Raw genomic sequence first — 6,047 nt, forward strand, 5'->3', positions numbered from 1 at the left:
GCCGCTCAACGCGAGAGGAATCCCATGTCGACGGAAGAAGAAGCAACCAACAAGGAGACGTTCAAGCGCTTTCAGAACGTCACCAACACCCACGATCCGGAGCTCATCTCCCGAACCTTCGATGAGATCGTCAAGCCGGATGTCCGGATCAGAACACCGCTCCCGGTGAAATCCAGCGGCGCCGAAGCACTCAAAGAGGTGTTCAGAATGTTGCACCAGGTCTTCCCCGACCTCGCAGTCACGGTCGAGGATCTGGTCGCGGAAGGAGACAAGGTCGCCGGGAGAAACTCGGTCACCGGAACCCATCAGGGCGAATACATGGGCGTCGCTCCAACAGGCAGAACGATCGCGTACAACGAGATCTTCATCTTCCGCTTCGAAGGCGGCCGGATCGCGGAGACGTGGGGAGTCGTCGACGTCTTCGCCCAGCTGAAGCAGCTCGGCGTGGCACCGGCATGAAGGCAAGCCGGCCCAGGGGCGCGTCTCTGCCTGGGTGAAGTTTTACCGACCTGACGGCGGCAGAAAGGGTTATGACGGCGGTTCCGCCGGGGAGACGATGCGGGTCAGCAGCTCGACGAGTTGGTCGCGCTCGTTCGATGTGAGCGCGGCGGTCAGTTCGTCGTTGGCTTCGTCACCCAGCTTCTCGGTGCGGCGCAGGCGTCGACTCCCGGCGGTCGTGATGGATATGGCGTTCTTGCGTCGGTCGGCGGGGTCGGGCGTGCGGGCGATCAAGCCCTCCTGGTGCAGGTCGTTGATGATCGCGACCATGTCCTTGGGATCGACACGGAGGCCTCGGCCGAGATCCGCCTGAGAGACCGGCCCGAGCTCGGCGACGGCGGATAGCACCGCATGGTGCATCATGCGCATGCCTTCGCGAGCCAGCGCCTCTGCCACCAGTCGATGACCGCGGGCCGCGGCGCGACCGAGAAGCCAACTCGGGAGAGCGCGGATGCGGGCAGGAGCGTACGGGCCGTCGGCCATACCGTAAGGCTATCGGAAACCATTGGGACTACCCAACAGCTTCCGCTATCGTTGGGTCTTCCCAACGACCTGGAGGTAGCCATGCGCCGAGTCCGCTTCTATCAATATGGCGGTCCGGAGGTACTCCGCCTCGAACAGGCCCCGACGCCCGAACCGGGGCCCGGCGAGCTCCTGGTGCAGACCGAAGCCATCGGCGTGACACTGCCGTCGGTGCGCAAAGTCCGCGGCGAAGGCGACCGGGCGCCGCTGCCGGGCGTGCTCGGCGGGGAGATCGCCGGGCAGGTCATCGCGGTTGGCCCACAGGTGGTCGGCTTCACGGTCGGGGATCGGGTCACATCGCTGCCCTTCACCGGCTCCTACGCCGATGTGGTCCTCGCTCCCATCCACACGGCAAGCCGCATCCCCGACGACGCGAGCTGCGTGCAGGCTGTCGCGCTGATCCGCAGCGGACACGTCGCGCTGGCGGCACTCTGGACCGCCAACGTCACCCCGACCGAATCCGTACTGATCACCGGGGCAGCCAGCGGCGTGGGTCACCTCGCGGTCCAACTGGCAAAGATCCAGGGAGTCAAGCGGGTCGTGGCGGCCGTCAGCTCACCCGACAAAGCGACCTTCCTGCGCCGCCTCGGCGCGGACGAAGTAGTCGTCTACGGCAGCGACAACTGGGGCGATCCCGTCGACGTCGTACTCGACGGCGTCGGCGGCGAGCTACTCCCCCGCTCTATCGCCGCACTCCGCGCCGGCGGACGGCTGATCTTCTTCAACTCCGGTGGTGGCACAGTGCCCGCATTCGACCTGCTGGCGGGCTCCAAGACCATCACCGGCCTCACCATGGCCCGGTTCGCCACCGCCCGACGCGAGCTCTACGACCACCATCACGAGCGACTGTGGCAGCTCCACCAGACCGGGCAGCTACGAGCCGTCGTACACGCCGAAATCCCCTTGTCCAACGCCGCATCAGCCCACGAGATCATCGAGGCCCGCGCCAACCTCGGCAAAGTGGTTCTCCGTCCCTGACCTGTCGCCAGACAACCGCGCAAAGTGCGGTACCGATCGCCAGGCGACAGCACCGCGGCGATGACAGCTAGGCGCACACGTTCCGGTTCGCGCCGAACCGAGGCCGCATCGTGTTCGTGCCATCCGAGACCGAGTTCGAGGTCCTCAACCAATCACCACCCGTGAACCACCATTTCGCCCCCGCGCGCGCCCCCGGCGCCACGTCTCGAACCCTTCGTAGCGCAGTCCCGCGGCAAGCACGGCCCGCCACGGCGGTCCGGCCTATGGCGTCACGGCGCCTTGCGGCGGCGAAGCCGTGGCCGCCGAGCACCATGGGTGCCGCGGCAGCGCGTACACGGATGACCACTTCGTCCCACGGCTGCTTGCTGCTACCGCTCGCTGACGATCTAGCGGCGCTTGGGAAAGATGGGTCCCTGGTCGGTCCACGTGACACCGTGGTTGCGGCAGAGGCAGAAAGGGTGACCGACGGGGTCGGTGTAGACGCGCCAACCGTAGCCGTCGGGGCCGATGGAGTCCTGCTGCAGGGTCGCGCCGAGGGCGAGGACGCGGCTCTGCTCGGCCTCGATGTCGTCGACTTCGAAGTCGAGGTGGAACTGTTTGGGGTGCTCGCTGTCGGGCCACTGCGGGGCGCGGTACTCCGCCACCGCGTTGAAGGCCAACTCGATCTCGCCGAACTGGATACCGGCCCAGTTCTCGTCGCTGCCCTCTTTGACCGGTCGACCCGTCACCTCGGAGTAGAAGGCCGCCAGCATCATCGTGTCCGGGCAGTCGATGATGAAATCCGTGAGTCGGAGCATTCGGTGATCCTGCCACGTGCCTAAAGCAGGAGTTTGGGATGACCTCGTCGTACGACGTCTGCAGAGCCTGGCGCGAAGGGCGACACCGATCAGGCCGATCGTGTTGTCGCGGGCTGCGCAGCCGCGACAGCGACCCGGACGGCCGGGGCCCGGCGTCGAGGAAGCCCCACGGCTCGGCGACGAGGTAATCGCCGCAGCTCACCGGAGCGCCCAACGCCGACACGACTCGGCAGACCTCATCCGGCAGGCCCATCGACTCCAGCTCAGCTGGCCGGGCCCGCCGCACCGCGCCTCGGACCGTCGGAACAACTCGGACGAGATGGCCCTTGCCAAGGCTTCTACCCGTTCCACCCTCGACCCCGGAACGCGATCGTTGAACCCTTACACAGACTGGAAGCTGTCGCCGTCCACCGCGACGATGCGGCTAGCGGTTCAGAAGCTTGTCGTAGTCCACGACATCGGCATCAGCCGGAGCTTTGATGTCGAAAGTCTTACCGAAGTCGCTGAACTGGACAAGGGTCGCGTTGCCAGGGGCGCCTTGCAGCAGCATCGGGTACGGTTCGCCGGTCTTCGCGACAAACAAGGCGGCGCCACCTTGGCCGCCGTCGACCACGCTGACACACTCGACATCGGCGATCGTCCGGGGTTCTCCCATGCTCAGAGCGCCCTCGGCAACCAACATCTGATCGACGTCGAAGCCGCCGAACAGCTCGGAAAATTCGTTCTTGCCCGCCGACAGCCGTGCCCACCCTGTGCCGATGGCCTTCTCGATGTTCTTGGCGGCAGCCGCACCCCTCGTCACCGCCCAAAGTTCCTCGTCGGGACGGATGTACTGCTGGCCAGCAACCTCCAGCAGGTCCAGCGAACCCTGGCCCGGGATCGCGATCCGGCCAGCAAGGTCGCTGCCGCTGACGTTCACGTGGAACCCCATCGCGAAGCTGTCGGCGCTGAGGCTTCCGTCGACGCGGTAGGACTTGGCCGTCTCCAGCGCCGCCTTGGCCCGCTCGATGATCTGCTCCGGCGACTGACCAGCGACACCGCTGCCCACCTGGCCAGCCGAGGCATCGGATGCCGACCCACCCGCGCCGCCGTCGCCGCACCCAGCGGCCAGAACGGCCACCAGTGTGATCGGCAGCGTCCACGTCATCGACCGAATCCTCATATACGTTCGCGCCCTTCTGCCTCCGCCACAACTGCCGGAGGGACGTTAGGTAGCCGCAGCCACGCACACACGTCACGATCACATGTCGATGGACGTCCCAACTCGGGACCGCGTGACGAGTGACCGGTGACTGCTCGGGTTCATGATCGTCTCACCCGATGGTCTGGTTGACTGACCCGGAAATGAGATGGACATGTTGACAGACGCCACCCGGCCGCGGGACGTGGTGCTCGCGGCCGGAGCCTGGCTCGGTGAAGCCCTCGCATCGGACGGATTTCGATGGACGCCGAGCAAGCTTCGACTGCAACGAAACGTCGACGGGCTCAAACACCAGGTCCACGTCCAGCCCCGCCCATACAACCGCACCGGCGAATGCGTCGAAGTCGGCACGATCCTCAACGTTCGGGATCGCGCCCTGGCACGCTGGCGACAAGCCAACCCGGACCGCGTGATCAGCGGAGGCGACGCCGTCTGCGGTCACCAGCTCGGCTACGCCGCCGGCCGCTCGGACGGCCGTCTCTATGGCGACGTGTCAGACGGCGACATCGACCTGACCGACCCTGCCCAGCGCGAGCAACGGCTCCAACGCTTCGTCAGCATGTTCCGCGAAGCGATACTTCCCTGGTTCGCCGAGGCCAGCGAACCCGGCCTCATCGTGGGCTCACGGGCCGGCGACCACACCAACGACCCGACCTCGGTGGTCGAGTGGCTCGCCAGCAGAGACCGCCCAGACCTCATCGCGGCGTACGCGCAGCGATACCTCTCCCGCATCGCGGACGCCGACGAGTCCTACGCCAAAGGCGTGGCCATGGCCCGATCCGGGCAATCCAGCCCAAGCACCACCAATCAAGCGACCGCCCTCGGATGGTCGGTCACGAGACTCACCGAGACCTAGGCCGGATCGCACTGTTCCGCCATTTCTATCGCGCAGACGCGATCACGATCACCAGGTCAGTCTCCGGTGATAGCTGACCAGCGGATGCGCTCGCCGCGGGGCTGGCCGACGACGCCGAGATCGACGCGCATCTGGCCGCCGTCGACGCCGGCGAGCTCGACCTCACCCTCGCGCCGCTGATCTCAGCATGGGGACGGCACCCGGGCTACCTAACCCGCCTGAAGATTTGTCGCCTCGTACGTGATCTCCGTCGAGGTAGGCACCCACGGCGGACGCGCCCGCTCCCACCAGCCCTGACAGCAACCACCGTTACGACCGGACGGGAAGCGCAAGGGTATCGCCGCGGGCGATGGGATGGACCTCGGTGACGCCGAGGTCGCGGGCGCGGTCGACGAAATCGTTCAGGGGCGACGTGAAGACGCTGTAGTCGTCATAGTGCACCGGCACGGTCAGGGCCGGCCTGATCAGGTTGACGAGTTCGGCACCCTGTCGCCCGTCCATCGTCAAGAGCAGACCGAGCAGGCGCGTCCCGCCGAGATGAATGATCATCGCATCGACGTCGCCGCATCTCTTCGGGATCTCCGACAGGAGCGGGCGCATCAGCGTGTCACCTGTCACGTAGAGGCGAAGTAGGGATCTGGCGCCGACCTCGAGTTCGAGGACCGAGCCCATCACGTCGGGCAGGAGGCGGTCGGCGAGACCCGGGCCGTGTTGGCCGGGCACAGCGGTGATGCGCAGCAGTTGTTCACCACGGTGCAGGGTGTTCGTGCTCCAGGTCGGTAGGCCCTGGACATCGGTGAAGTTCCAGCGCCGCAGCCGAGCGGTGGCTTGCGGCGTCGTAATGATCGCGAGGTCATGCGGCAACCTGTCCCGCGCGACCCCGTCGAAGTGGTCGCCGTGCAGGTGCGACAACAGCACCGCGTCCACGGCCGGCAGCGAATCGATGCCCGCCGGGCCGATCAGTCGGCGGGTGAAGGCGCCGTAGCCGAGGTGGACCCGGCTTCCCGCCGGCACGAAGTTCGGGTCGGTCAGCAGTGTGAACTCGCCGAGCCGCAGCAGTGTCGTCGCGTTACCGATGAACGTCACGCTGGCGACCAGGCTTGGGTTCATCCCGCCCACCTTCCCTGACGGGCGGAGTCCATTCGGGGCGGGGGGGCCCCGGGGGGGGGGGGGGGGGGCCCCCCGGGGGCCCGGC

General features: G+C 66.8%; 7 protein-coding genes. 3 read left to right on the forward strand and 4 right to left on the reverse strand.

Annotated elements, in window-relative coordinates; translation table 11 throughout:
- The first annotated feature begins 24 nt into the window (after positions 1–24).
- On the forward strand, positions 25–459 hold the full coding sequence (locus AB0J74_RS32135) for an ester cyclase (RefSeq protein WP_363454668.1): 435 nt from the start codon (positions 25–27) through the stop codon (positions 457–459).
- A gap of 69 nt (positions 460–528) precedes the next feature.
- Here the strand turns inward: AB0J74_RS32135 and AB0J74_RS32140 are convergent, their stop codons facing one another.
- The gene (locus AB0J74_RS32140) at positions 529–894 is read right to left on the reverse strand and encodes a MarR family winged helix-turn-helix transcriptional regulator (RefSeq protein WP_363454670.1); all 366 of its coding nucleotides are present in this window, start codon (positions 892–894) and stop codon (positions 529–531) included.
- Between the two features lie 6 nt (positions 895–900).
- Here AB0J74_RS32140 and AB0J74_RS32145 point away from each other — a divergent pair, with 6 nt between their 5' ends.
- Positions 901–1,998, forward strand: a complete 1,098-nt coding sequence (locus AB0J74_RS32145) for a zinc-binding dehydrogenase (protein ID WP_363454672.1) — start codon at positions 901–903, stop codon at positions 1,996–1,998.
- Positions 1,999–2,384: 386 nt separating this feature from the next.
- On the opposite strand, the gene AB0J74_RS32150 is transcribed toward AB0J74_RS32145, so the two are convergent.
- A complete protein-coding gene (locus AB0J74_RS32150; RefSeq protein WP_363454674.1) occupies positions 2,385–2,795 on the reverse strand; it encodes a VOC family protein in 411 nt (136 codons plus the stop codon).
- A gap of 424 nt (positions 2,796–3,219) precedes the next feature.
- Entirely contained in the window at positions 3,220–3,942 is a 723-nt protein-coding gene (locus AB0J74_RS32155) for a hypothetical protein (RefSeq protein ID WP_363454676.1), read from the reverse strand.
- A gap of 238 nt (positions 3,943–4,180) precedes the next feature.
- Here AB0J74_RS32155 and AB0J74_RS32160 point away from each other — a divergent pair, with 238 nt between their 5' ends.
- Positions 4,181–4,852: a hypothetical protein gene (locus AB0J74_RS32160; RefSeq protein ID WP_363454678.1), complete on the forward strand. Its 672-nt coding sequence runs from the start codon at positions 4,181–4,183 to the stop codon at positions 4,850–4,852.
- Positions 4,853–5,161: 309 nt separating this feature from the next.
- Here AB0J74_RS32160 and AB0J74_RS32165 read toward each other — a convergent pair whose 3' ends face one another.
- Positions 5,162–5,962 carry an MBL fold metallo-hydrolase gene (locus tag AB0J74_RS32165; protein ID WP_363454688.1) on the reverse strand — a complete coding sequence of 267 codons (801 nt, stop codon included), beginning with the start codon at positions 5,960–5,962 and terminating at the stop codon, positions 5,162–5,164.
- Positions 5,963–6,047: the final 85 nt, after the last annotated feature.

Source organism: Asanoa sp. NPDC049573 (assembly GCF_040676615.1).
Classification (GTDB): Bacteria; Actinomycetota; Actinomycetes; order Mycobacteriales; family Micromonosporaceae; genus Asanoa.

Excerpts from the sequence above, each read along its gene's own strand:
- AB0J74_RS32135 (WP_363454668.1), top strand. The coding sequence starts at position 25 with ATGTCGACGGAAGAAGAAGCAACCAACAAGGAGACGTTCAAGCGCTTT.
- AB0J74_RS32145 (WP_363454672.1), top strand. The coding sequence starts at position 901 with ATGACCGCGGGCCGCGGCGCGACCGAGAAGCCAACTCGGGAGAGCGCG.
- AB0J74_RS32150 (WP_363454674.1), bottom strand. The coding sequence starts at position 2,795 with ATGCTCCGACTCACGGATTTCATCATCGACTGCCCGGACACGATGATG.
- AB0J74_RS32155 (WP_363454676.1), bottom strand. The coding sequence starts at position 3,942 with ATGACGTGGACGCTGCCGATCACACTGGTGGCCGTTCTGGCCGCTGGG.
- AB0J74_RS32165 (WP_363454688.1), bottom strand. The coding sequence starts at position 5,962 with ATGAACCCAAGCCTGGTCGCCAGCGTGACGTTCATCGGTAACGCGACG.